The 23,323-nt window shown below is 70.2% G+C and carries 29 protein-coding genes; 19 read left to right on the forward strand and 10 right to left on the reverse strand.

Annotated features, from left to right (window positions below; genetic code table 11):
* Positions 1 to 83 precede the first annotated feature (83 nt).
* Positions 84 to 548, forward strand: a complete 465-nt coding sequence (locus ACFQV6_RS33750) for an SRPBCC family protein (protein ID WP_378031708.1) — start codon at positions 84 to 86, stop codon at positions 546 to 548.
* A 19-nt stretch (positions 549 to 567) separates the two neighbouring features.
* Here ACFQV6_RS33750 and ACFQV6_RS33755 read toward each other — a convergent pair whose 3' ends face one another.
* Positions 568 to 1,461, reverse strand: a complete 894-nt coding sequence (locus ACFQV6_RS33755; RefSeq protein WP_378031709.1) for a helix-turn-helix domain-containing protein — start codon at positions 1,459 to 1,461, stop codon at positions 568 to 570.
* Between the two features lie 28 nt (positions 1,462 to 1,489).
* The gene (locus ACFQV6_RS33760; protein WP_378031710.1) at positions 1,490 to 1,738 is read right to left on the reverse strand and encodes a hypothetical protein; all 249 of its coding nucleotides are present in this window, start codon (positions 1,736 to 1,738) and stop codon (positions 1,490 to 1,492) included.
* Positions 1,739 to 2,015: 277 nt separating this feature from the next.
* On the opposite strand from ACFQV6_RS33760, the gene ACFQV6_RS33765 reads away from it, so the two are divergent.
* Together ACFQV6_RS33765 and ACFQV6_RS33770 are read left to right on the forward strand one after the other, a co-directional pair.
* Positions 2,016 to 2,246 (forward strand): hypothetical protein, encoded by a 231-nt coding sequence (locus ACFQV6_RS33765; RefSeq protein WP_378031711.1) that lies wholly within the window; start codon positions 2,016 to 2,018, stop codon positions 2,244 to 2,246.
* Positions 2,243 to 2,542 (forward strand): hypothetical protein, encoded by a 300-nt coding sequence (locus ACFQV6_RS33770; RefSeq protein WP_378031712.1) that lies wholly within the window; start codon positions 2,243 to 2,245, stop codon positions 2,540 to 2,542. The genes ACFQV6_RS33765 and ACFQV6_RS33770 overlap by 4 nt, the downstream gene beginning before the upstream one ends.
* Here the strand turns inward: ACFQV6_RS33770 and ACFQV6_RS33775 are convergent.
* Positions 2,511 to 4,100 carry a phytoene desaturase family protein gene (locus ACFQV6_RS33775; RefSeq protein WP_378031713.1) on the reverse strand — a complete coding sequence of 530 codons (1,590 nt, stop codon included), beginning with the start codon at positions 4,098 to 4,100 and terminating at the stop codon, positions 2,511 to 2,513. The two genes, ACFQV6_RS33770 and ACFQV6_RS33775, sit on opposite strands and share 32 nt — an antisense overlap.
* A 162-nt stretch (positions 4,101 to 4,262) precedes the next feature.
* Here ACFQV6_RS33775 and ACFQV6_RS33780 point away from each other — a divergent pair, with 162 nt between their 5' ends.
* Together ACFQV6_RS33780 and ACFQV6_RS33785 are read left to right on the forward strand one after the other, a co-directional pair.
* Positions 4,263 to 4,727 (forward strand): SRPBCC family protein, encoded by a 465-nt coding sequence (locus ACFQV6_RS33780; RefSeq protein WP_378031714.1) that lies wholly within the window; start codon positions 4,263 to 4,265, stop codon positions 4,725 to 4,727.
* Between the two features lie 155 nt (positions 4,728 to 4,882).
* Positions 4,883 to 5,068: a hypothetical protein gene (locus tag ACFQV6_RS33785; protein ID WP_378031715.1), complete on the forward strand. Its 186-nt coding sequence runs from the start codon at positions 4,883 to 4,885 to the stop codon at positions 5,066 to 5,068.
* A gap of 186 nt (positions 5,069 to 5,254) precedes the next feature.
* On the opposite strand, the gene ACFQV6_RS33790 is transcribed toward ACFQV6_RS33785, so the two are convergent.
* Positions 5,255 to 5,995: a hypothetical protein gene (locus ACFQV6_RS33790; protein ID WP_378031716.1), complete on the reverse strand. Its 741-nt coding sequence runs from the start codon at positions 5,993 to 5,995 to the stop codon at positions 5,255 to 5,257.
* A gap of 79 nt (positions 5,996 to 6,074) precedes the next feature.
* Between ACFQV6_RS33790 and ACFQV6_RS33795 the strand changes: the two genes are divergently transcribed.
* Positions 6,075 to 6,284: a hypothetical protein gene (locus ACFQV6_RS33795; protein ID WP_378031717.1), complete on the forward strand. Its 210-nt coding sequence runs from the start codon at positions 6,075 to 6,077 to the stop codon at positions 6,282 to 6,284.
* On the opposite strand, the gene ACFQV6_RS33800 is transcribed toward ACFQV6_RS33795, so the two are convergent.
* Positions 6,272 to 6,655, reverse strand: a complete 384-nt coding sequence (locus ACFQV6_RS33800; protein ID WP_378031718.1) for a hypothetical protein — start codon at positions 6,653 to 6,655, stop codon at positions 6,272 to 6,274. The two genes, ACFQV6_RS33795 and ACFQV6_RS33800, sit on opposite strands and share 13 nt — an antisense overlap.
* 30 nt (positions 6,656 to 6,685) lie before the next feature.
* Here ACFQV6_RS33800 and ACFQV6_RS33805 point away from each other — a divergent pair, with 30 nt between their 5' ends.
* Both ACFQV6_RS33805 and ACFQV6_RS33810 read left to right on the forward strand, forming a co-directional pair.
* Positions 6,686 to 6,880, forward strand: a complete 195-nt coding sequence (locus ACFQV6_RS33805; RefSeq protein WP_378031719.1) for a hypothetical protein — start codon at positions 6,686 to 6,688, stop codon at positions 6,878 to 6,880.
* A 131-nt stretch (positions 6,881 to 7,011) separates the two neighbouring features.
* Entirely contained in the window at positions 7,012 to 7,368 is a 357-nt protein-coding gene (locus ACFQV6_RS33810; protein WP_378031720.1) for a DUF6401 family natural product biosynthesis protein, read from the forward strand.
* Between the two features lie 170 nt (positions 7,369 to 7,538).
* Here ACFQV6_RS33810 and ACFQV6_RS33815 read toward each other — a convergent pair whose 3' ends face one another.
* Positions 7,539 to 9,191, reverse strand: coding sequence for a hypothetical protein (locus tag ACFQV6_RS33815; RefSeq protein ID WP_378031721.1), 1,653 nt, complete (start codon positions 9,189 to 9,191; stop codon positions 7,539 to 7,541).
* Between the two features lie 428 nt (positions 9,192 to 9,619).
* Between ACFQV6_RS33815 and ACFQV6_RS33820 the strand changes: the two genes are divergently transcribed.
* From ACFQV6_RS33820 to ACFQV6_RS33850, 7 genes are all read left to right on the forward strand, one after another.
* Positions 9,620 to 11,779 carry a SpoIIE family protein phosphatase gene (locus ACFQV6_RS33820; protein ID WP_378031722.1) on the forward strand — a complete coding sequence of 720 codons (2,160 nt, stop codon included), beginning with the start codon at positions 9,620 to 9,622 and terminating at the stop codon, positions 11,777 to 11,779.
* On the forward strand, positions 11,776 to 12,441 hold the full coding sequence (locus ACFQV6_RS33825) for an HAD family hydrolase (protein ID WP_378031723.1): 666 nt from the start codon (positions 11,776 to 11,778) through the stop codon (positions 12,439 to 12,441). The genes ACFQV6_RS33820 and ACFQV6_RS33825 overlap by 4 nt, the downstream gene beginning before the upstream one ends.
* 10 nt (positions 12,442 to 12,451) lie before the next feature.
* On the forward strand, positions 12,452 to 13,696 hold the full coding sequence (locus tag ACFQV6_RS33830; RefSeq protein ID WP_378031724.1) for a cation:proton antiporter: 1,245 nt from the start codon (positions 12,452 to 12,454) through the stop codon (positions 13,694 to 13,696).
* Positions 13,697 to 13,801: 105 nt separating this feature from the next.
* Complete coding sequence (locus ACFQV6_RS33835; protein WP_378031725.1) at positions 13,802 to 14,557, forward strand: VOC family protein; 756 nt, start codon at positions 13,802 to 13,804, stop codon at positions 14,555 to 14,557.
* A gap of 68 nt (positions 14,558 to 14,625) precedes the next feature.
* Complete coding sequence (locus ACFQV6_RS33840; RefSeq protein ID WP_378031726.1) at positions 14,626 to 14,835, forward strand: DUF3072 domain-containing protein; 210 nt, start codon at positions 14,626 to 14,628, stop codon at positions 14,833 to 14,835.
* A 99-nt stretch (positions 14,836 to 14,934) separates the two neighbouring features.
* Positions 14,935 to 15,171, forward strand: coding sequence for a helix-turn-helix domain-containing protein (locus ACFQV6_RS33845; protein ID WP_378031727.1), 237 nt, complete (start codon positions 14,935 to 14,937; stop codon positions 15,169 to 15,171).
* 1 nt (position 15,172) lies between these two features.
* Complete coding sequence (locus ACFQV6_RS33850; protein ID WP_378031728.1) at positions 15,173 to 15,781, forward strand: Clp protease N-terminal domain-containing protein; 609 nt, start codon at positions 15,173 to 15,175, stop codon at positions 15,779 to 15,781.
* 3 nt (positions 15,782 to 15,784) lie between these two features.
* Here the strand turns inward: ACFQV6_RS33850 and ACFQV6_RS33855 are convergent, their stop codons facing one another.
* Positions 15,785 to 16,249 carry a GNAT family N-acetyltransferase gene (locus ACFQV6_RS33855; RefSeq protein ID WP_378031729.1) on the reverse strand — a complete coding sequence of 155 codons (465 nt, stop codon included), beginning with the start codon at positions 16,247 to 16,249 and terminating at the stop codon, positions 15,785 to 15,787.
* Positions 16,250 to 16,304: 55 nt separating this feature from the next.
* Here ACFQV6_RS33855 and ACFQV6_RS33860 point away from each other — a divergent pair, with 55 nt between their 5' ends.
* The 3 genes from ACFQV6_RS33860 (at position 16,305) to ACFQV6_RS33870 (ending at position 19,642) form a co-directional block, all read left to right on the forward strand.
* Positions 16,305 to 16,745: a MarR family winged helix-turn-helix transcriptional regulator gene (locus ACFQV6_RS33860; RefSeq protein WP_378031730.1), complete on the forward strand. Its 441-nt coding sequence runs from the start codon at positions 16,305 to 16,307 to the stop codon at positions 16,743 to 16,745.
* A gap of 2 nt (positions 16,746 to 16,747) precedes the next feature.
* On the forward strand, positions 16,748 to 17,695 hold the full coding sequence (locus ACFQV6_RS33865) for a pirin family protein (protein WP_378031731.1): 948 nt from the start codon (positions 16,748 to 16,750) through the stop codon (positions 17,693 to 17,695).
* Positions 17,696 to 18,445: 750 nt separating this feature from the next.
* Positions 18,446 to 19,642, forward strand: coding sequence for an aminopeptidase (locus ACFQV6_RS33870; protein WP_378031732.1), 1,197 nt, complete (start codon positions 18,446 to 18,448; stop codon positions 19,640 to 19,642).
* Positions 19,643 to 19,717: 75 nt separating this feature from the next.
* On the opposite strand, the gene ACFQV6_RS33875 is transcribed toward ACFQV6_RS33870, so the two are convergent.
* Positions 19,718 to 19,843, reverse strand: coding sequence for a hypothetical protein (locus ACFQV6_RS33875; RefSeq protein ID WP_378031733.1), 126 nt, complete (start codon positions 19,841 to 19,843; stop codon positions 19,718 to 19,720).
* Between the two features lie 98 nt (positions 19,844 to 19,941).
* Between ACFQV6_RS33875 and ACFQV6_RS33880 the strand changes: the two genes are divergently transcribed.
* Positions 19,942 to 21,525 (forward strand): phospholipase D family protein, encoded by a 1,584-nt coding sequence (locus ACFQV6_RS33880; protein WP_378031734.1) that lies wholly within the window; start codon positions 19,942 to 19,944, stop codon positions 21,523 to 21,525.
* Positions 21,526 to 21,609: 84 nt separating this feature from the next.
* Here the strand turns inward: ACFQV6_RS33880 and ACFQV6_RS33885 are convergent, their stop codons facing one another.
* Positions 21,610 to 22,209: a GNAT family N-acetyltransferase gene (locus ACFQV6_RS33885; RefSeq protein WP_378031735.1), complete on the reverse strand. Its 600-nt coding sequence runs from the start codon at positions 22,207 to 22,209 to the stop codon at positions 21,610 to 21,612.
* 11 nt (positions 22,210 to 22,220) lie between these two features.
* Positions 22,221 to 23,321, reverse strand: a complete 1,101-nt coding sequence (locus ACFQV6_RS33890) for a protein-L-isoaspartate O-methyltransferase (protein WP_378031736.1) — start codon at positions 23,319 to 23,321, stop codon at positions 22,221 to 22,223.
* Positions 23,322 to 23,323: the final 2 nt, after the last annotated feature.

Consider the following 23,323-nt stretch of genomic DNA (forward strand, 5'->3'; position numbering starts at 1 on the left):
TACGCGGTGCCAGTTGCCCGACTCGTTCGGGCGTAAACATGGGGTGGCCGTTACGACCGGCCTCAGCAGGGTACTGAGCAGCCGTGGCGATAGTTGCGCGTACCGTTCAGGCCCCACCCGATCGAGTGTTCGCCGTCCTCGCCGACGGCTGGAGCTACAGCGACTGGGTGGTCGGCACAGTGCACATCCGCGACGTCGAGCCGAACTGGCCGACGCCCGGATCGAAACTGCATCACAAGGCGGGCCCCTGGCCGCTGTCCCTGCACGACTCCTCGACGGTGCTGTCGTGCGAGCCGGGAAAGCGGCTGAAGCTGAATGCCGGGCTGTGGCCGCTGGGTGCGGCGATCGTCGACATCCGGCTGGAACCGGTGGGGACGGATGCCACCCGAGTGGTGATCCACGAGGATTTCGAGGCGGGGCCGCTGCTGTGGGTGCGGAACAAGGTCAACGACCTGATCCTGCATCGCCGGAACATCGAGACGCTGCGGCGGCTGGCGGATATCGCGGAGCGGGCTCGGGAGCCTGAGCGGCGCGCCGAAAGCCGGTGAGATCGGCGGCGCGGTGAGATCAGTGGCGCGCTGAGAGCCGGTGGTAAAGGTCGGCGTACTTGTTGAGGATGTCGTCGACGTCGGTGATGGCTGAGGCCGCGACGCTGTCGAAGTACTGCCGGTAGACCCGGATATCAGTGAGTGACTGGTACGTCATGGTGGTCGTCATGAGGTCCACCAGGAGCCACTCGTCGTCGAGCAACTCGAAGCCGGCCGCCGGTGGCGCGTCGAGCGGCGCATCGGCGGGTACGACGCCGAGCCAAACGTTGTCCTGAGCTGCGATCCGGCGGATCTTTTCGATCTGGTCGAGCTGGTTGTACGGCCGGCCCAGCCTGTTGCTGAACACCGACTCCATCAGCAGGAAGTAGAACCTTTTCTCCGGCACTGTGAGGATGCCCTGCCGGCCGATCCGGATGGCGACGGCGTTCACCACCGCGCCCGGCGACCGGTCGTCGCCGGTCGAGGTGACCAGCCGCTGCACGCCACCCAGGACCGCCTCGGCATAACCATCATTCTGGAGCAAACCAGGCACCAGCGCAGGCTGGAAGACCCGGATCTCACGCGCTTCCCGCTCCAGTCCGCCCAGCTCGTACTGTTTCTTCGCCAGGTTGGTGCCGCTCACACCGGCCAGGTCCGGAGCATGCTCGGCGTAACCGCGTGCGGCGGCGGCCAGCGCGACAAGCTCCTCGATCTCCGCCGGCGGCACCAGCAGTGCCTCGGCAATCCGGCGGACGTCCTCCGGGGCAGCCGCTGTACGGCCTGTCTCGATGCGGGAGATTTTCGGCTGGCTCATCGCCACCCGGGCAGCCAGCACGTTGGCGGTGATCCGTGACTCCTCGCGGCGCGCCCTGAGGCGCTCCCCCACGTCCCTCGCGACCACGCGGGGATTGCCGGGCTCGCGAGTATCAGCCACCGACCCGGGTCCTTCCGTCGTGGTGCGGTCATTGCCCTTTCATCGCAGCGAACGCCTGAGCGAGGAGTTCTGCAGGAATCTCGACGACCTGCTCACCCACCGGCGGAGTGACACCCACGCCGACGGCCGCGTCCGCGGATACCGTGTATCCCTGCACTAAAACTGTTCCGCGGTTTGAGGCATAGATTGTCGGACATGTCCCGTTACTGCACGTGGCGAGAACTTCCACGGCGGTGAGGAGAGAGTCCGACTTTTCTTTTTCGTCCGAGATTGGCATGGTTTCATAGCATACGGACGGCTCGCGCGCAATGCAAACTTTCGACTCATTGTGACTAGTCATGAATATTCTGCTGCCCGCAACTATGGCACTGGTCGGCTATGCAGCCAAGACCCTACCGGGGCACACTTTTCACGAAGTGAAACGGATTGCATTTACCCTGTCACGACTTGCATATTCGAGGGAAGCGCCGCGACGCATCGACTCCTGCATCACTCCCACCGGATGACAGAGCCGTCAGCCCTCACCACACCGTGGTCTCGGATAGGGGTTCCCCATGTCGTCACAGCTCGCCTTATCGATCGAACCCTGGGCGCCCGGCGCGCAAAGCCTGCTCTACCTGGTCGTCGCCGCCGGGTGCCTGCTCCTCTCCCTCTCACTGATCAAGACCGTGCTGGTCCCGATGGGAGCCTTGCTCCGGGCCGCCGCCGCGGTCGCCGTCGTGGCCCTGGCGCTCCTCACCGCACTCCTGCTGGTGGTCGCAGCCCTGATCGGCGGCCTCCGATGACCGCCACCTCGGTTCTCGACCTGACCGTCTTCGCGGTCGTCGCCTTCCTGGTGGTCCTCTTCCTCGTCGTCGAGATCACCTCAGCGGTGCTGCCGGTGCTCATCGTGATCACCATGGTTCCCCGCGAGGACCGCCGCGAGCTGGCCGAGCTGCTCGCGACGATCGACAGCTCCCGGCGCCTGCGCCTCTGGAGCGCCCTGCGAGCCGCGGTCCGGTCGAGGCGCACCCTGCGAGCCGCGGCCCGGGCGAGGCGCACCCTGCTGCTCAGCGGTAGATCGCCCGGTTCGCCGCGCTGATCACCGCCCGGTAGGCCGACCCGGTGACCGCCCGGTCCCGCGCCAGAGCCGCCCGCGCCGCGTTCGCCCCCGGTGCGCCGTGCACACCGCCACCCGGATGCGCCGACGCGCTACCCATGTACAGCCGGTCCACCGGGGTGTCCGGCCGGCCCAGCCCGGGGATGGGCCGCAGGAACAACTGCTGGAACGCCGCCGACGTTCCGCCGCCCAGTGCGCCGCCGACAAGCGACGGGTTCTCCCGTTCCATGTCCGCGGGTGAGAACACGTTGCGGCCCACCACCTCGTTCAGGAAGCCCGGCGCCTGCGCCTCGATCACCGACTCCATCCGCTCCACCTGCTCGGCCATCTCGTCGGCCGACCAGGACTTACGGTGCGGCAGATGGGTGTACGCCCACAGCGACTCCGTGCCCTCCGGCGAGTGTTCCGGGTCGGCGGTGGTCATCTGCCCCAGCAGGATGAACGGGTCCGGCGGCAGTTCGCCCTGTGCCAGGTGAGCCGAATAGCGGGTCAGGCCGTTCAGGTCGGCGCCCAGGTGCACGGTGCCGGCACCGGCGGCTGCCGGGTTCTTCCACGGCATCTTCGTGCGCACGGCCCAGTCCACCTTCAGGGTCGCGCCGTCCCAGCGGAAGTGCGCCAGGTCCTCGACCACCCGCGGCGGCAGCCAGCGCTCGCCGACCAGGTCCAGGAACAGCGCCGGGGCGGGCACGTCGGCGATCACCGCGCGCCGGGCCCGCCAGTCGCGGCCGTCGGCGGTACGGGCGCCCATCGCCCGGCCCCGCGCCACCAGGATCCGAGACACCGGAGCGTTGTAGACGATCTCCCCGCCCCGCTCGGTGAGCCGTTTCACCAGCGCCGCGGTGATCTCCTGCGCCCCGCCGACCGGTACGGGCCAGCCGTACTCCTGGCCGAGCATGGTGAGCAGCCAGCCGTAGACGCCGCCGCCGGCCTCCTCGGGTGACAGGTCGGTGTGCAGGGCACAGCCGGCCAGGGCGAGGGTCGCGCCCTCACCGTCGAACAGCTCCGAGCCGAGCTCGCGGACGGAGAGCACCAGCCGCCGGGCGAGCCGCAGCGAGCCGCCCACCCCCAACTGCCGGGCCAGCCCCAGGCCGTTGCGGACCGGCGGGAACGGGGTGAAGAGCGTGTCCAACATCTGCCGGGACACCGAGCGCCAGTCGTCGTACGCATGCTTCCAGCGCTCGCCGTCGCCCGGAGCGAACCGCTCCATCGACGCCATCGTGCGCTCCAGATCGCGGTTGATCGTGGCCGCACGGCCGTCCGGCAGCAGGTGGGTGAGCACATCCGGAGCGTGCGTCCAGCGCAGGCCCTGCTCGTCCAGGCGCAGCGAGCGCATCACCGGCGACGCGAAGCCCAGTGGGTAGAACGAGCTGAACAGGTCGGAAAGGTAGCCGGGGGCCGTCACGAACCCGGAGCGGACCGCACCCCCGGGCTGCGGTGTCGCCTCCAGCACCCGCACCGACCAGCCGGCGTCCGCCAGCAGATTCGCGGCCACCAACCCGTTGTGGCCGGCGCCGATCACGATCGCATCCACATTCTCCACAACCGAACGCTACCCACCGGGGCCGCGTTTAGGCCCGCCACGACCGGGCACCCTTTGAATCATGGAAGCCGAGCTTCCGCAGACGTGATCAAAAATCACCAAGCGTTCGCACCCAGCGTTTCGCGCACGAGCGTTTCGCACACAAAGCGTGAGGAGTACCGCGTGAGTACGGTTACCGAATTCGTCGACGTCAACGTCCCGGTACGCGCCGCTTACAACCAGTGGACCCAGTTCGAGGAATTCCCGCGGTTCATGGAGGGCGTCGAGGAGATCAAGCAGATCGACGACACCCACACCCACTGGAAGACCGAGATCGCCGGCATCCGCCGCGAGTTCGACGCCGAGATCACCGAGCAACTGCCTGACGAGCGCGTGGCCTGGCACTCCACCGACGGCGAGAAGCAGGCCGGCGTGGTCACCTTCCACCGTCTCGACGACACCCACACGCGGGTCACCGTCCAGATGGACTTCGACCCACAGGGCTTCGTCGAGACGGCGGGCGACAAACTCGGCGTCATCGACCGCCGGGTCAAGGGCGACCTGCACCGTTTCAAGGAGTTCATCGAAAGCCGCGGCGGCATCGAGACCGGTGCCTGGCGCGGCAATGTGGATCGCCCCGGAATCTGATTTCTCTGTCTGAAACGGCCGCCTTCGGGCGGCCGTTTTCGGTGCCTTCGGGCGGTCATTTTCGGACGGCCGTCTATTTCAAGCGGCCGCTTTCAGGGTGGACGCTGATTCCGGGCGGCCGTTTCGCGGGCCTGGTGGTGGGTATGCGAAAAGTCATGACTGATCGCGAGAACGACGGCGTCTGGCGCGACGAGGAACGGCTTCCGCTCGAAGAGCTGAACCAGGCGATGGCGACGTGGGACACCGACGGCCAGAACGACACGACCGACAACGACTCCGGCCAGGAAGATCCTTCGACCGATCGCCGCCCGAGCACGACGGGCATCACCGGGCCGCACTGAGTCATCCTTTTAAAGATCAACACCTATTTAGTACGGTCGGCGCAAAGTACCCGGAGTACCACGGCCCCCTCCGTGCCACGCCAGCTTGTCGCCCGGCCTCCGGGCTGACCTGCCGGGGCACGGGCCGGGCCGCGCCACGTTCCGGCGCGCACAGCCCAGGTCCAGTCGCCAACCGCGCGGCGGGCGCTAGCTGAGATCCGGTTTCTCCTGGCCCGCGCGGCGCAGGGTCAGGTGGCCGAGCCCGCCCTTCACCCTGACCAGGTAGCGGTCGGCCGCCCGGGCGTAGCCCCGCTCCCGCAGCACGGTCCCGGCCGCGGTGCCGTTGTTGACGGCCCAGGGCGTCTCCACCGAGCCGGCGCCCTGATCGAACCGGATCTTGAAGGGCGCCGCCGTCCGCGCGACCAGCACCGCGGTGCCGATCCCGCCGGTGAACGTCACCGGCACCGTGCCGACCGGGTCGGAGAGCCAGACCTCGGCGAGCCCGGACGCGCCGAGATCAACCCGGGCGACCCGGCCCTTGCGCAGTTGCAGTTGCTGCTCCCCCGCACCGGCGGGCAGCCGGATGTCCCATCGGACGTCACGGTTCAGCACGATCCGGACCTCGTCCAGGCCGTCGCGCCCGGTACCGCGCAGGCGTACCGCGACCCGGCCACCGTGGCGGCTCACCACCGGTGCGACGCCGGAGTCGGGTCCGGTACTGATCCGATACAGCAGGCCCGGGAGGGTCGCGAACTGAACGCGTACCCGGCTCGCCGCGTCACCCAGCGTGAGCCACGCTCCGGTCCGGTCCTGCAGCGGACCGGCCAGAACACGGTCCGGCTTAGTGGGGAACGGATGCGGCGGCACCTGCTCGGACCCGGAACAGGCGACCGGCCCGAACAGCAGGAACAGGCTGGTGACGAACGCGCTTGAGCGACGTCGACGCAAGGCGGGAGGCACCATCGGTCAACGGAGAATCGGCCGAACGGGTGACGGCAAACCGCACTTATCGCGCCACACTGTCCGAGTGCGATCTGCCGGTTTCCTCTCTGAGCGTCAGCGCCGCCTCGCGTGGCTGGGTTTTTTCCTAGCCTCGTTCCAGGCCCCGCTGGCCGCGAAACTGATCGATGACGCCTCGTGGTTCTTCGCTGTCGTCGTCGCCCTCGTCGTCGCCACGGTGATCGTGGCCGACGACGCCCAGCGCCGCCAGCCCGAGGTCGCCGACTACCAGGAGTGACCGGGCAACGCTTCGTGCCCCGGTCGCCCACGGGTGCGCCGGCGCTCTTTCAACTCCGCTTCGTAGAGATGTCGCCGCCCCTGCGCGAGCTGATCACGCGCGTCCCGTTCCACCGCGCGGAACTCGGTGTAGTACCCGTCGTCGTACTCCTCGACGATCTGGAACGTCCACCGCCCCGGGATCACGTTGCGCCCGATCAGCTCGTGCTCGATCCGCTCCGCAACGTCGGCGTGCCCCGCCTTCCGGAACAGCGAGACGGCCTCGTCCAGCATGAAGTCGGCGGTCCCGGTCAGCTGATGCAGCGAGTAGAGGTGCCCCCGCACCCGCTCCACCGTCTCCAGCGCCTCACTCAGCTTCCCGAGCGCCTCCACCGTGACGTCATCCAGCCCTTCCGGCCGCCGATGCCCGGCATCCGGCCCGTCCTCCCGCCGGTCTCCCGCTTCGGGACCACCCTCACGCTGTTCTCCCGCTTCCGGACCACCCTCCCGCCGGTCTCCCGCTTCCGGACCACCCTCACGCTGATCTCCCGCTTCCGGACCACCCTCCCGCCGGTCTCCCGCTTCGGGACCACCCTCACGCTGATCTCCCACGTCTGAACCGCCCTCCCGCCGGCGTCCTCGCGCCGGCCTGCCCGGCGTCCTCGCCATTTCCCCACCGGAACGGGTTCAACCGACCTGCACCTGTACGGGAAACCGTTCTCGACCCGTGGCTCCATAACGTTTCCCTCATGAATGGCCTGTTCAGCAACGCCGCCGCCCGCGCTGCTCAGCGCTCCGCCCACGCTTCGCTCGCCGACCTGACCGCCGCAGTCGGCGTCAGTGGTTTCGCCGCCGCCCAGGACAACCCCGGCCTCATGTCGGTGATCGACCAGCACGCCGCCGGTGTCCGGGACAGTCTGGACGCCGACATCCGCCCGCTGACCGCCATCCTGCTCGCCGCCTACGCCGAGGGTGTCCGCGACGCCGCCTTCCAGCACGGCTGGAACGCCCCCGAGGGCCCCATCGACTGGACCCTCAACGACTGGGTGCTCCGCCGCCTCCTCGCCGTCTGCGAACTGGCCCGCACCCTCCCGACGACCCGCTGATCCGCTGACCCAGCCAGCGGGACCCCAGTCAGGCTGACGCAGCCCGGCTCACGCAGCCCGGCTGACCAGCCGGGCACACCCGAGACCGTCCGAAAACGGGGCCGGCACCGATCCAGGTGCCGGCCCCGCCTCACGTCCACCACCGATCACGGCGCCGGCCGCGCGACCGCTCAACTCTTCCCGGGCCGCCGCTCACCGGTCCGGTCATCGTCCTCGGCACCTGCGGCGATGACCTGCGTCCGCTCCGGTTCCGGCAGCGGCACCACCTGCGTGCGGTCCCCGTCGTCCGAGGGCTCGATCACCACGGTCCGCTCGGGCCCCGGAATCCGGACCAGACTCGACCTCTTCACGTCGGACCCTGACGTGACGACCACAGTCTCGTCCTCTTCCCCGGCCCCCATGATCATCGTCGTGTCGGCCGCGTCCTCGTCCCGCCGAACCCCGGTGTCGACCGTCGTGTCGGCCGCGTCCTCGTCCCGTCCAACCCCCGTGTCGACCGTCGTGTCCGCCGCGTCCTCCCGCCGAACCCCGGTGTCAACCGTGTCGTCCTCACCCCGCCCCGGCCCGGCCGCGACATCACCGCCCGCGACATCGCCGCCCGCCTTCGCACGGGTCTCGACCGTTTCGTCATCACCGGCCGGCTCAATCGCTTCAGAGCCAGAACTCCGGACGACAGTCGGCTCGTCGTCAGGCTCGTCGAAGCCCGGGATCAGATGCGGCCGATCGTCCCCACGTGCCACCGGCGCCGCGATCACCTGGGTCTCGTCCGCCGCCAGCTCCTGCGCCCGCCGCTCCTCGGCGGCTCGCCGAGCGGCCTGGGCCCACTTCTCCGCCTCGGCCCGGCGCTCCTCCTCGGCCCGCCGTTCCTCGGCGACCCGGCGCTCCTCCGCCACCCGCGCCTCTTCGGCACGGCGCGTCTCCTCGGATCGGCGCTTCTCCTCGGCCGCCCGGGTCTCCTCCGCGAGGCGCGCCTCCTCGGCACGGCGTGCCTCTTCGGCACGACGGGCCTCCTCCGCCAGCCGCGCCTCTTCCGCACGACGGGCTTCCTCTGCCGCGCGGGCCTCCTCCGCCAGCCGAGCCTCTTCGGCCTTGCGCGCCTCTTCCTCGGCCGCCTTGCGGTCGCGCTCCTCCGCGTAGGCCTTGGCCTGCTGCCGGATCGCCGCGGACTCGGTGGCCGCGCGGTCGAGCCAGCCCTCCCACCGCTGCTGCATGGGCCGGATCAGCCCGCCGCCGACACCGACGATGATCACCCCGGCCACGGTGGCCAGGATCGTGATCAGCAACGGGCGGGTCACCGACGTGGCGATGCCCACCTGGTCGAGGGCCGCGATCACGCCGAGGGTCACGATCACCGCGGCGACCACCTTGGCGAGCACCCGCGCGTAGCCGAGGTCGCCCAGCGCCGCGACGATCAGGTCGTGGGCGGCGCCCGCGATCGCGGCCGCGACCACCAGGACGACGACGGCGACGAACACCTGCGGCAGCCATGCGATCAACCCGTTGAGCAGGTCGCTGACCGGGTTGGGTCCCCACAGCCCGAAGGCGATCTGCACAGCGATCAGCAGCACCACGAAGAACGCCACCCGCGCGCAGACGTCACTGGCGCTCGGCGCCTTACCGCGGAACAGCCTCCCGGCGGGCCCTCGGGTGACGGCCCGGTCGAACCCGATCCGGCGCAACGCCTTGCCCGTCACGGTGCGGGCCAGTCGCGCCAGCAGGTAGCCGACGATCAGGATCGCCAGGAACGCCAACGCGAACGGCAGGAACAACACCACCGACCGCCAGAGATCGCTCAGTCCACGGCTAAGCCCGTCCTGGGTCATCCGCCCTCCTTCGCTCCGCGCGGCCGGTCCCAGCGAACCACAGGACACTGGATTACCACGCGCCTGCGACAACTTCTCCCGTCCGGCCCCCATCGGAAACACCAACCTCGATGAAACAACGGGCGACCGGCGGAAAAGTGAAGCCACGGGCGACCGGCGGAAAAGTGAAACAACGGGCGACCGGCGGAGAAGTGAGGCCACGGGCGACCGGCGGGACAGGTGCAGCAACAGGCGACCGGCAGGAAAGATGAAGCGACGGGCGACCGGCAGGAAAAAGGCGGCCAATCAAGATCAGAGAGTTCGCGATCACACACCCTGTGTCACTTCACGCGCAGTCATGCACGGGACAGATGGCGCCGACCGTCAATTATCGGACGGACGGCCGGTGTGACATCGTACAAACGGACCACTCGGGATAGGCTTTCCGCATGGTCGGCTCGGGAGGGATCGGGCCGGGCGGGCTCCGCCCGGCGGCGCTCTCGGCGTTGCCCGTGCAGGCCGTCGGGGCAGAGCACACCGGCAAAGGCTGCGCGGCACTGGTGCACGCGTTCGACTGGTCGACGACCTCACTCGGGCCCATCACGCGGTGGGATCCGGCGGTCCGGGCGGCCGTCGAGCTGATGCTCGCCTCCCCGGTTCCGATGATGCTCACCTATGGCGCCGACTTCGTCGTCCTCTACAACGACGCCTACGCCGAGGTGCTCAACGCTCTGCATCCGACCACGCTGGGCCGCCCGGCAGCGGAGGCCTTCGGTGAGGCCTGGCTGCAGCCGGGGATGGGCGATGTCATCGCCCGCGTCTTCCGGTCCGGCCACGCGGTGCTCGAGCCGGAGAGCCAGGTGCCGATCACCCCGGGCGGGACGGAGCCGGCTTTCTACACCCAGGGCCACTCCGCCGTACGGGACTCGCGCGGCTCGATCGCCGCCGTCCTGACCGTGGCCGCCGAGACCACACAGGTGATACACCGCCTGCAGAGCCTCGGTGAGCTGACCGCCCGACTGGCCGGCGCCCTGACCATCGACGACGTCACGCGCGTCGTCCTCACGTACGCGATGGCCTCTTTCGATCTTGATCATTGTGTTTTCGCTGTCGACGACGGCGTGGCCTACCGATATGTCCGCCGGATCCGCGGCGAGATGCTGGACGAGGCCGACGAACGTCTCCCACCGGTGTGGCGGCGCGTCAGCGCTGATCCGGCGGCGCCGCTGGTGGCCGCGGCAGAGACCGGGCGCGCGACGTTCGTCGCCGACGGTGAGCCGCTGCACGCGGTGGCGAACGATCGGCACGAGCGGCGGATCCGTGCCCTCGCCGCGCTGCCACTGCGCACCCCGTCCGTTCGCGGCGCCCTCATCATGGGTTTCCGCCGCGCGCACATCTGGCTGCCCGCCGAGCGGGCGCTGCTGAAGGCGACCACCGAGCTGGTCGCGCAGGCCGCCGAGCGGGCCCGGCGGTTCGAGGCGCAGCACGGCACCGCGCAGTTGCTGCAGCGCAGCATGCTCCCGGAGCACCTGCCCGAGCTGGACACGTTCCGGATCGCGGCCCGTTACGACGTCGGTGTCGACGGCAATGCCGCCGGCGGCGACTTCTACGACGCGTTCCACCTGCTCGACGGCCGTCTCGCGATGGTGCTGGGCGACGTGGCCGGGCACGACGTGCGTGCGGCCGCGGTGATGGGCCAGGTCCGTGCCGCGCTGCGGGCGCTGGCGCTCACCGATCCGGCACCGCCGGGCGTGTTGGCCGGGCTCGACCGGCTGGTGGGTTCGCTCGGTGCGGAGTCGCGCAACGAGGAGATCTTCGTGACCGTCGTCTACGGGGTGCTCGACCCGTCCGACGGCACGATCACCCTGGCCAGCGCCGGTCACCCGCCGCCGGTGCTGCGCCGCGCCGGGCACGGCGGCGGGCCGGCGACGGCCGAGCTGGTGAAGGTGCCACCGGGTGCCCCGCTGGGCCTGGGCGGCCGCTGGCAGACCGGGACGCTGCGCCTGGAACCGGGCGACAGCATCCTGATGTTCAGCGACGGCGTGGTGGAGCGCCGCGGCCGTCCGCTCAACGACGGGCTGGACGCGCTCGTCGCCGCCACCGGCGCCTCGAAGAGCGGGGATCCGCGCAACCTGTGCTCGCTCGCCACCGCCGCTGTCGAGGGCACCACCGACGACGACGTGGCGGTGCTGGCGGTGGAGCACGCGGTGGCGATGAGCCGGTCCGCGACGACACTGGTGCCCGCCGAGCCGACCGGGCCGAGCCGGGTGCGGCAGTGGATGTCGACGCGCCTGCGGGACTGGTCGGTGCCGGAGCCGGTGATCGGCGCGGCGATCCTGTGCACCAGCGAGCTGACCACCAACGCCCTGCTGCACGCGGGCACACCGGCGCAGGTGCACATCGACCTGAACGCGGAGCGGCTGCTGGTCTCGGTCGCCGACACCGGCACCCGGGGCAGCGTGATCCGGGCGCAGACCGACACCCTCGCCAGCCGGGGCCGCGGGCTGGGCCTGATCGAGGAGCTGAGCGACTCCTGGGGCACCGATCCCACTGTGCGCGGCTCCACAGTCTGGTTCGAGATCCTGCTTCCGGGTAATGCGAGGGCATGAGGCCCGGAGTTCTGTTCGACGTCGACGGCACGCTGATCGACACCACCTACCTGCACGCCGTCGCGTGGTGGGAAGCGCTGCGGCAGCACGACCGTGACGTACCGATGGCGAGCATCCATCGGGGCATCGGGATGGGCTCCGACAAGCTGCTCGACCACCTGCTCGGCACCGACCGGGACCACGACGCGGACGAGCAGATGAACACCGCGCACGACGTGCTCTACGGGGCCTGGTGGGAGCGGCTGCGGCCGCTGCCGGGTGCGGCCGATCTGGTACGGGCGGTGGCCTCCCGCGATCTCGCCGTGGTGCTCGCCTCGTCGGCGAAGGGCACGGAGCTCCAGCGGCTGCGCCGGGTCCTGGGCGCGGACGACGTCATCACCGCGGCCACCTCGTCGGCGGACGCCGAGGAGAGCAAGCCCGCCCCGGACATCCTGCAAGCGGCGCTGGAGCAGTCGGACGTCGATCCGGAGCGGGCGGTCTTCGTCGGCGACGCGATCTGGGACGTCGAGGCCTCCGGCAAGCTGGGCATTCCGTGCATCGGCCTGACGTGCGGCGGCACCAGCGAGGCCGAGTTGCGTGCGGCCGGTGCGATCGCGACGTACGAGACCCCCGCGGCTCTCCTGCACGACCTTGACGCCTCCCCCATCTCCCGTCTCGGATAAAAAGGCACAAATGCAACTGTCCGATGTGGTGTTCGCTCTGATCGGGGTGGGCGCCCTGCTCGCCGGTATCCTCCCTCGCCTCGTGGAGCGCCGCCCGCTCTCGATGCCCATCGCGTTCCTCGGCCTGGGCATGCTGGTCTTCGGCCTGCCCCTCGGCCTGCCCGAGTCGAATCCTCTCGAGCACGCCAAGCTCACCGAGCACCTGACCGAGGTCGGCGTGATCGTCGCGCTGATGGGTGCCGGCCTGAAGATCGACCGCCCGTTCGGCAGGCGGCGCTGGGCGTCGACCGGGCGCCTGCTGATCATCGCCATGCCGATCACGATCGCGGCCACCGCACTGCTCGGCTGGTGGTGGGCGGGCCTGGTGCCGGCCTCGGCGCTGCTGCTCGGTGCCGCGATGGCGCCGACCGACCCGGTGCTCGCCTCCGACGTGCAGGTGGGTGAGCCGACCGACGAGGAGGACTCCGAGGACGAGGTACGGTTCGCGCTCACCTCCGAGGCCGGGCTCAACGACGGCCTGGCCTTCCCGTTCGTCTACGCCGCGATCGCCATCGCCCAGTACGGCCTCGCCCCGGCCGGCTGGTTCGGCGACTGGGTGCTCGAGGACGTCCTCTACAAAGGCGCCGTGGGCCTGATCGGCGGCCTGCTCATCGGACGGTTGCTCGGCAAGCTCTTCTTCCGGGCGAAGCGGGACGAGCTACGGCTCTCCCGGCACTCCGAGGGTTTCCTCGCACTCGCCGCGACGTTCCTGGCGTACGGCGCCGTGGAGGTGGCCGGCGGCTACGGGTTCCTGGCCGTGTTCGTGGCCGCCCGGGCGATCCGCGCCGCGGAACGGTCGCACGAGTACCACCAGATCCTGCATGACTTCGCCGAGCAGACCGAGCGGCTGCTGACCGTACTGTTGCTGTTGCTTCTCGGTGGTGCCGTCGTCGGTGGCCTGCTGGCACCGCTCACCTGGCAGGCCGCTCTGGCCGGCCTGGTCCTGATCTTCGTGGTCCGCCCACTGTCGGCGTTCGCGGCCCTGCGGGGCGCACCCGGGAGCACCGCGGAACACTGGGTGATCGCGGCGTTCGGGATCCGTGGCATCGGCTCGTTTTATTACCTTGCGTATGCAATGACGCACGCCGATTTTCCCGCCGCGGACCTCGTCTGGGCGACCGCGGGATTCGTGGTCGTCGTGTCCGTCGTGCTGCACGGAATCGCCGCAACCCCGGTAATGCGTCACCTGGATCACTCAGCTGCTCACCGTGTGTAGTAGTTTTCTGCTCTAAACCGGACAATGAACCGTGCGGTGGTGACGAAGCGTTATCAGTGCCGTAGAGTGCTCAAGCAACTGGGGATGTCCACAACGGAGCGGCTCATGCGGATCAGAGGCTATGCACCCTTGACACCTTGCTGGGTGGAGCTGGCGAGTGCGGACCCCGCACGCGCGGCAGAGTTTTACGGAGAGTTGTTTGGCTGGGAGTCAGCGGGTGATCGGTTCAAGCTCGGGGGACGCGCCGTCGCCGGCCTCACCCGCAGCCGGCTCGACCGGCCTGACGGCTGGCTGACCCATCTCAGCACCCCCGATCTGGAGGAGACCCTCGAGCAGGTCGCTCTCTCCGGCGGGCACTGCCTGAGCCACCCTGCCGAGGCACACGGCGGACGGCGCGCGGTCGTCGCCGACCCGTCCGGCGCCATCATCGCCCTCTGGCAGGGGCACGACTTCGCCGGCGCACAGGCCGGCGGCGAACCGGGCACGATGTCGTGGCCGGAACTCATCACCGACGACCCGAACGCCGCCGCTCGTTTCTACGGCTCCGCCTTCGGGTGGCTGCTGCGGCACGAGTTCGGCAACGGCGAGTGGCTCAACCACGGCCACGACGCCATCGCCGGCCTGGCGACCGGTTACCGCGGTGCGTGGTGGCGCGCGGCCTTCCAGGTCGACGACATCGAGGCCGCGGCCGACCAGTGCGAGCGGCTCGGCGGCACCATCGTCAGCCAGCCCGCCGAGGCCGGGCTGACCGCCTTCGCCGAGCTCGCCGACCCGTTCGGTGCTCGGTTCACGGTGGCGGCGCCGGTGCATCACCCGGTCGAGTTGACCGTGTCTCTGGGCAGTCTTCCCGCATGGGAGTGACCTTCCCGGGGTAATGGCACAGGCGTTCGAGTTCACGACCGCGAGGTTACGACCGGAAGGACGGCGTCATGGCCGACCAGACGAGCGCCGATAACAGCAACACGATCAAGGACCCCGACGACTGGACGACCGGCGAGGAGCCGGCGACCGGAGCGCAGGAGTCGTACCTTCGTACGCTCGCGTCGGAGGCGAACGAGGAGGTCCCCGACGACCTCAGCAAGGCGGACGCCTCCCGCAAGATCGACGAGCTCCAGGAGAAGACCGGCCGGGGACGCTGACCCCGGCTCGCAGGGCCGGCCCGTTCGGGCCGGTCCTTCTCTTTGCTCTTCGTGTCAACTTCGGTTGACATAGTGGTGGCGTCAACGTACGTTGACAGTATGACCGAAGCGACCGACCTCGCGGCCGCCGCGAGCAGTGCCGACCCACGGGTGGGGCTGCGCGCGGTGGTGGCACTGCGCCGTCTCCTGGAGGGCCTCGAGCGCCTCCAGGTGGCCAACGCGCGCTCCAAGGACTGGTCCTGGCAGGAGATCGCGGACGCCCTCGAGGTGACCCGCCAGGGCGTACACAAGAAGCACGCGAAGCTGATGCCGATGCCGGACCCACGGGAGAGCTGAGATGTTCGAGCGATTCACCAAGGAAGCCCGCGCCATCGTGATCGGCGCGCAGGGGCAGGCCCGGGCCCTCGGCCACGAGACCATCGGCACCGAGCACACCCTGCTCGCGCTGCTGGCCAGTGAGAACGGGTCGGTTCGCGAGGCCGTTCGGGACAACGGCGTCGACCGCGACTACGTGCTGGCGGCGATCATCCGGCACGTCGGGGACCACAGCGAGGCGGCCACCATCGCGGACCGGGACGCCGAGGACGCCGCGGTGCTCAAGTCGATCGGCATCGACCTGGAGGCGGTGCGCGCCGCGATCGAGGAGAACTTCGGCGCCGGCGCACTGCACCTCCCCCGCCCGGCACCGAAGAAGAGGGGGATCTTCGGCCGCTTCTCCGCCGGGTCGGGGCACGTGCCGTTCTCACCCCGCAACAAGAAGGTGCTCGAGCTGTCGCTGCGTGAGGCCATCCGGCTCAAGCAGAACTTCATCGCCCCGGAGCACATCATGCTGGGCATCCTCCGCGAGGGGCAGGGCCTCGCGGCCATGATCCTCTCCGAGCGCGACGTCGACTTCAGCGCGCTGCGGACAGAGCTGGCCCGCTCCTTGGGAGCCCGCGCCGCCTGATCGTCAAAGACGCAGGCGCATAGCCGGGTCCGGGGTGCGCCGGAAGCCGAGCGACTCGTAGAGGGACTCACCCTCCACCGAGGCGCGCAGGTCGACAGTGCGCACCCCACGCTCCCGGAACCAGTCCAGCAGGGCTGTCATGCAGGCCCGCGAATACCCCCGCCGGCGCATGTCGGTGTCCGTGGAGACGCTGAAGACGTACCCGGCCAGGCCTTCCGGATTGCCGGGACTACCGAGCCGCTCCTCGACGACACCGACGGCACAGGCGGCGAGCCCGGTGCCGTCCGGCCTCTCCACCACGAACGCCACGAGCGTCGGCGACGGCTCCGGAAGCCGCCTGGCCAGCGATTTCCGGGTCGGCTCGCACCAGTCGTCGGTCCAGTCGGCACCGGCAAAGGTGCGCAGCATGACCGCTCGCAGGCGGACCAGCTCCGCGGCGTCGTCTTCCCGTGCTCTGCGGATCTTCACGACTGAGACCATAGTCTCGTTGTTTGTTTCAGATTTTAAGGAGTACGGTTCGGGCATGGCCAAACCGCTCACCAAAACCCAGCTCCAGCACTGGCGCACCTTCCTCGAGAGCTCCTGGGCATTGCACACCCGGCTCGAGGACGAGCTGCGGGCGGACACCGGCCTGAGCATGAACGACTACCACGTCCTGATCGCCCTCACCGACGCCCCCGGCCGGCGGATCCGGATGGGCGAGCTGGCCAACCGGCTGGTGCTCTCCCCGAGCCGGATCACCTACCAGATCAGCTCCATGATCAAGCGTGGGCTGGTCCGCAAGGAGCCCTGCCCCGACGACGGGCGCGGCTATGAGGCCGTGCTCACCGACGAGGGCCTCGCCGCATTGCGCGCCGCCGCCCCGGCCCACCTGGAGACCGTCCGCTCGAGCTTCATCGACCTCCTCGACGACGAGGAACTCGCCGTCATCGGCCGCGTCTTCGCGAAAATCAGGAAGGTGTAACCATGCCCGCCATCACCGTCGACGACGTCCTCGTCCTGCCGCGCCTGCCCCGGCTCGACCCGATGACCGACTTCCGCCCGGTCCGCCGCCTCACCACCGCTCCGCAGGGCTACGAGGGTGAGGGCTTCCCGGTCCGTCGGGCCTTCGCCGGCGTACCGATGACCGAACTTGATCCCTTCATCCACCTCGACCAGATGGGCGAGGTGGACTACGCGCCGGGCGAACCGAAGGGCACTCCCTGGCACCCTCACCGCGGCTTCGAGACCGTCACCTACATGATCGACGGGATCATGGACCACCAGGATTCCCTCGGCGGCGGCGGCTCGATCACCAACAGCGACACCCAGTGGATGACCGCCGGTTCCGGCATCCTGCACATCGAGGCACCGCCGGAGCACCTGGTCACGAGCGGCGGCCTCTTCCACGGCCTCCAGCTCTGGGTGAACCTGCCCCGCGCCGCCAAGATGATCGACCCGAAATATCAGGATATCCGCGGCCATTCCTCCGCCTTGCTGACCACACCCGACGGCGGCGCACTGATCCGCGTCATCGCCGGCGAGATCGCCGGCCACTCCGGACCGGGCTCGACCTTCACCCCGATCAACCTCGCCCACGTCACCCTCCAGCCCGGGGCACGCCTCGACCTGCCCTGGCAACCGTCGTACAACGCCCTCGTCTACACCCTCTCCGGCGAAGGCTGGGCCGGCACCGACCTCCGCCCGATCAAGCTCGGCCAACTCGCCACCCACGGCCCCGGCGACGCCATCCGCCTCGAGGCGAAGACCGAACTTGATCTCTTCATCATGGGCGGCCAACCAATCCGCGAACCGGTCGCGCACTACGGCCCGTTCGTCATGAACACCCAGGCCGAACTGAAGCAGGCCTTCGAGGACTTCCAAAAGGGCCGCCTGGGCGTCATCCCCGCCGCCCGCCTACCCCACACCGACTGAGGCAGGCGTTTCCCTCACCCTTTCACCCTTTTCTGGTACGACCGACGAACAGCTCTGCCCCCGCGCAGCGACCCAGGAACGTGGTCCCGCCCGTGCCGCCCCCGCCGGGCTGAGCTCAGTGGCCCAGCTCCCCACCCCGGCCCGCCCCGCCACTCCCCGCCCCGCCACTCCTCGCCCCACCCCGCCCCCGCTGAGCGCCAGCCGACCCACCCAGCTGGCCCTGAGCGGGGCATTTCCCGCCGTCGGGCACCGCTCAACGCCAGCCCGCCCACCCAGCTGGCGCCCAGCGGGGCATTTCGCCTCGCCGAGCACCGCTCAACGCCAGCCCGCCCACCCAGCTGGCGCCCAGCGGGGCATTTCGCCTCGCCGAGCACCGCTCAACGCCAGCCCGCCCACCCAGCTGGCACCCAGCGGGGCATTTCGCCTCGCCGAGCACCGCTCAACGCCAGCCCGCCCACCCAGCTGGCGGTGCGACGGCGGGCGAGCTGGGCGAGCTGGGGTAGTAGGCGCACACGTTGGGTTGCGTGCGAGCTGGCTGCGCCTATGACGATGACGTGGGTGGGCGCGCACGGACGGCTTGCGTGTGCGCCTACCACGCTGGGCGCGAATGTGCGTGCGCGCGCATATTTGCGGCGCCGGGGTGGGGCGGTGGGACAGGGTGGGGTGGGTTCGTGGGAGGGACGAAACGGTATGGGGAACGGGTGAGTGAGGGACGGACTGAGGTGGGTTGCGGGTCCTAGGGTGGTCGGCATGGACCGGATGCAGCGTTTTGCTGACGTCGTGGTCCGGGCTGGGGTCAACCTCCAGCCCGGGCAGGGCGTCTTCCTGAACACGGACACCGCACACCTGGAGATAGCGCGGGCGGTGACCGAAACGGCCTATGCGGCCGGCGCGGCCTGGGTCGAGCCGGTGTGGACGGACGGGCCGATGCGGCGGTCAGCGGTTGATCATGCGGAGGTGGGTGCGTTGCGGGCGAGCCGCCCGTGGGCGTTGCAGCGGATGCGGGAGTGGCGGGAACAGGGCGCGGCATCGATTACCCTGATCGGCGACCCGGATCCGCATCTGCTGGACGGCGCCGACCCGGTGCGGGCGGCCGCGTTCCCGCTGGAGGAGATGCGACTGCGCCGTGAGGTGATCCTGGGCGGGTTGCGCTGGACCGCCGTGGGCGCGCCCAATCCGGGCTGGGCCAACCAGGTGTTCGGCGAGCCGGATGTCGAGCGGCTCTGGGAGGCCGTTGCGGTCGCGATGCGGCTCGACGTCCCGGACCCGGCGGCGGCGTGGCAGGAGCGGGCCGCGACGCTCGCCGAGCGCGGCGCGCTGCTGGACAGCCTGGAGCTGACCGAACTGCGCTACGTGGGTGACGGCACCGACCTGACCGTGGGCCTGATCCCGGGCTGCCACTGGACCGGCGGCGGGATGGTCGACGCGGACGGCATCGCCTACCTGCCGAACATCCCCACCGAGGAGGTGTTCACCAGCCCGGACCGGCGCCGCGCGGAGGGCACCATTCGGCTGACCAAGCCGCTGGCGCTCAACGGCCGGTTGGTCACCGGCCTGCGCGCCGAGTTCGCGGGCGGGCGGATCGTCAACGTCGAGGCCGACTCCGGGGTGGAGGCGGTGCGGGCACAGCTCGACTCCGACCCGAACGCCCGCCACCTGGGCGAGGTCTCGCTCGTGGACCGGGACAGCCGGATCGCCCGGGCCGGGATCGTGTTCCACAACACCCTGTTCGACGAGAACGCCGGGTGTCACGTGGCGTGGGGCCAGAGCTTCCCCTTCGCGGTGCCGGGAGGTCTGGGGATGAGCGAGGCGGAGCGTACGGACCTGGGACTGAACACGGCGAGCGTGCACACCGACGTGGTGATCGGCGGGGACGGCATCACCGTGACCGGCACCGGGCCCAAGGGCACCGTCGAAATCATCCGAGACGACGAGTGGGTCCTGTAAGCAGACGAGGACGAGTGGGTCCGGTAAGCAGACTAGTGAGTTCTGTAAGCAGGCGAGTGGATCGGTAAGCGACGATCAGCCCATCATCAACATGGCGGCGGTCCCGAGCAGGACCAGTAGCAGGACCGCAATGAGCAGGCCCTTCTCGGCGGAATCGGCGGTTTCGGGCAAGGGGGTCGTAACCAGCGGCTCGCTGCTCATGAATCCACTCCTCCGCGGGATGGGGGGTTACCGCTCCACGTGCGAGCGGCGGGCGGGAGGCTTACGGTGAGGGCGTCGTCGACCTCGAAGGGGTTGCAGTGCCGCCGCAGGAATGGCTTCTCTCCGCTGCCGAGCGCGGCAACCCGGACACCTCCATACCCACATGGAACACCGGAAACACGGTTGAACCACTTATTCATGGGCAGAATTACTTCGATCGGTTGGTGTCGGAGGTCGAGGCGCTCGAGGAGGGTGATCACCTCTTCTTCACCGACTGGCGGGGTGACCCGGACGAGCAGTTGCGCGACGGCGGGCCGGCCATCGCCGACCTGTTCGCCGGTGCCGCCAAGCGGGGCGTCGTCGTCAAGGGCCTGCTCTGGCGGTCGCACATCGACAAGCTCGCCTACAGCGAGGAGGAGAACCGCACCCTGAGCGACGACATCGAGGCGTCGGGCGGCGAGGTGCTGCTCGACCAGCGTGTCCGGCGGGGCGGTTCGCACCACCAGAAGCTCGTCGTGCTGCGGCACCCCGGCCGGCCGGAGCTCGACATCGCGTTCGCCGGCGGCATCGACCTCTGCCACAGCCGGCGTGACGACCGCGAGCACCACGGGGACCGGCAGGCGGTCCGGATGGCGAAGGCGTACGGGCCTCATCCTCCCTGGCACGACGTGCAGCTGGCCCTGCGGGGACCAGTGGTCGGCGCCCTGGACACCTCGTTCCGGGAGCGCTGGAACGATCCCGCCCCGCTCGACCAGCACGGCCCGATCTCCACGGCCACCGACATGCTGCGGCACGAGGACATGCGCGCCGACAAACTCCCACCGCAGCCACCGGACCCGCCGGAGCGCGGGCCGATGACCGTCCAGGTGCTGCGTACCTATCCCGCGATGCGCCCGGCCTACGGCTTCGCGAAACTCGGCGAGCGCACCGTGGCCCGCGGCTACACCAAGGCCATCAAGCGGGCCCGGCGGCTCGTCTACCTGGAGGATCAGTACCTGTGGTCCACCGAGGTGGCACAGCTGTTCGCCGACTCGATGCGGGAGAACCCCGACCTGCACCTGGTGGCCGTGGTCCCCCGGTACCCGGACGTGGACGGCGCGTTCGCGCTGCCGCCGAACCAGGTGGGCCGCGAGCAGGCGATCGAGCTCTGCCGCAAGGCCGCCGGTGACCGGGTGCACGTCTTCGACCTGGAGAACCACGCGGGGACACCGATCTACGTGCACGCCAAGGTCTGCGTGATCGACGACGTCTGGTCCAGTGTCGGCAGCGACAACTTCAACCGTCGCTCGTGGACGCACGACAGTGAGCTGTCCTGCGCGGTCCTGGACGACACCCGCGACAGCCGGCAGCCGGTGGATCCGGCCGGGCTCGGTGACGGTGCCCGCCGGTACGCCCGGGAGCTCCGCCTGGCCCTGATGCGCGAGCACCTCGACCGGGACGACGATGACGACGCCGACCTGATCGACCCGCACTCGGCCGTGGAGGCGATGACCTCCGCCGCCGACCGGCTGCGAGCCTGGCACGACGGCGGACAGCAGGGGCCCCGCCCGCCGGGCCGGCTGGTCCCGCACGAGACGAACCGGCTCCCCTGGTACCAGCGGTTGTGGGCGACTCCGGCGTACCGCCTGATCTATGACCCGGACGGCCGTCCCTGGCGCGACCGGCGCGCCGGAACCTGGTAGCAAACGCGCACGGAACGCCGGAACCTGGTAGGAAACCGCGCACGGAACGCCGGAACCTGGTAGGAAACCGCGCACGGAGCGGGCTCAGGCGGAGAAGTCCACCCGCATCACCGCACGCCGCGGGGTGGGGCGGCTGACCTCGGTGAACCCCGCCTCGACGAAGATCTTGTGGCTGCCGACGTAGAGCTCACCCCAGCTGTACTCCTGACCGGCGGCCGTGACGATCGGATAGCCCTCGAGGGCCCGGGCCCCGCGCGAGCGGGCGAAGGAGACCGCCGCACCGGCGAGCGCACGGCTGACGCCCCGGCGGCGGAACCCGGTCCGGGTGACGAAGCAGGTCACCGCCCAGACGTCCGGATCGGTACGCGACTCGTCCCGTCCCGCCCACGGCACCCGGGCCGTACCCAGGCGTGGATAGGCCGTCCGCGACTCGACAGCGCACCACCCGGCCGGTTCCCCGTCCACATAGGCGACCAGCCCGCTCGTGGACTCGGCGGACGGATCACCACAGCCGGTCTGCTCGTCCAACCGCCGTGCCCGCTCCTCAGCCGGTACGGCACGCCACTCCGCCGCCGTGATCTTGAACCACTGGCACTGGCACCGGGCCGGCTCACCCCGCGTCCCGAAGATCGTCCGCAGGTCCTCCCGGGAGGCCCGGTTCGCCGGCACCACCGAGATGTCCATGGCCGATGATTTTACGGCCGCCGGGTCAGTTCCCAGTTACGCGGAACCCAGATCGGGGCGCCCGGATCCCCGGCCCGTGCGAGCCCCACCCGCCACGCCCGCATCGGCGGCCGCCCGAGAGCCCACCAGCGGTCCATCAGCGCCGTCGCCACCGCCGTGTACCGCTCGGCGGACGCTCCGGACGCGAGCACCGCACCGTCGGGCAGGATCACCGCTCCGGCCGTACCGCTGTCGTCGAGCAGGGCCAGATAGCTTTGCTCGCGGCCGGGGACCGAGGCGTGCGTGGCCCGGTTGTGCCAGGCGCCGGCCGCGTACCAGAGGTCGCGGTAGGCAAGCGCCTCCAGGGCGGGTGCCCACCTCGCCGCGGCGGCCTCGGTCAGCTCGCCGAGCGCGGCGGCCGGCGGCGGGTGGCTGCCGTCGTGCCGGGCGGAGAGCGGCCCGGCAGCGGTCATGAACCCGGCCGGGCAGACCACCGAGGCGGTGACCGGACCGGGGACGCTGCCACGGACCGCGAGGACCGGGTGCGTGCCGGCGTGCTCGACCGGGGCGACGACGAACCCGCCCGGTTCGAGCCGGTCGAGCCAGTGCGGGGAGAGGCCGGCCACGCCGACGGTCACCACGATCCGGTCGTAACGGCCCTGCGAGCCTCCCGTGTATCCGTCGGCGTTCTCCACCCGTACCCCATTGATCCCTGCCCTTGCCAGCGCGGAGCGCGCCCGGTCCGCGACGTCCTCCTGAACGTCCACGGTGGTCACCTCCGCACCGAGGGTGGCCATCAGGGCGGCGTTGTAGCCGGTGCCGGCGCCGATCTCCAGCACCCGATGGCCGGGCCGCACCTCCAGCGCCTCGATCATGACGGCCATCAGCGAGGGCTGGCTGGAGGAGCTGACCGGAAGGTCCCCGCTCATCTTGGTGACCAGAACGTCGTTGCTGTAGACCGTGGGCAGGTAGTCCGGGTCGGCCGGCAGCACCCGGCGGCCGTCCCGCCGGTGGAAGCCGTCCGGGACGAAGACCTCGCGCGGCACGGCGGCGAACGCCCTGGCCAGCGCGGGCGACAGCGGTACACCGTCGTACCGGATCTGGTCGAGGTAGTGCCGTCTGGCGTCCTCCATGC

The organism is Actinoplanes sp. GCM10030250 (assembly GCF_042666575.1).
Classification (GTDB): domain Bacteria; phylum Actinomycetota; class Actinomycetes; order Mycobacteriales; family Micromonosporaceae; genus Actinoplanes.